This window comes from Clostridium polyendosporum (genome assembly GCF_018332455.1).
Classification (GTDB): Bacteria; Bacillota; Clostridia; order Clostridiales; family Clostridiaceae; genus Clostridium_AY; species Clostridium_AY polyendosporum.
Genome location: NZ_BOPZ01000071.1, coordinates 1 through 644, shown reverse-complemented (window position 1 = coordinate 644; position 644 = coordinate 1). Strand labels below are relative to the sequence as shown.

Genomic DNA, 644 nt, shown 5'->3' with positions numbered 1-644 from the left:
GTCATTACGCCATTCGTGCGGGTCAGAACTTACCTGACAAGGAATTTCGCTACCTTAGGACCGTTATAGTTACGGCCGCCGTTTACTGGGGCTTAAGTTCACTGCTTCGCGTTACCACTAACAGTTCCCCTTAACCTTCCAGCACCGGGCAGGCGTCAGCCCCTATACATCAGCTTTCGCTTTAGCAGAGACCTGTGTTTTTGCTAAACAGTTGCTTGGGCCTATTCTCTGCGGCCTGCTCTCGCAGGCACCCCTTCTCCCTAGGTTACGGGGTCAATTTGCCGAGTTCCTTAACTGCAATTCTTCCGCGGGCCTTAGGATTCTCTCCTCACCTACCTGTGTCGGTTTGCGGTACGGGCACTACTTCTCTCCCTAGACGCTTTTCTTGACAGCGTGGAATCAGGTACTTCGGCTCAATGAGCCTTCCCCATCACACCTCAGCTAATACAGGCGGATTTGCCACTCCTGTATACCTAAGTGCTTAGACCAGCATCCAATAGCTGGCACACCCTATCCTCCTGCGTCACGCCATCGGTAATAACGATAAGCAGTGGTATCGGAATATCAACCGATTGTCCATCACCTACGCCTTTCGGCCTCGGCTTAGGTCCCGACTAACCCTCAGCGGACGAGCCTTCCTGAGG

At 53.1% G+C, this 644-nt stretch carries 1 rRNA gene; it reads right to left on the bottom strand.

The window, feature by feature from the left end:
• Positions 1 to 644, bottom strand: a 23S ribosomal RNA gene (locus tag CPJCM30710_RS17415); the annotation flags it as partial.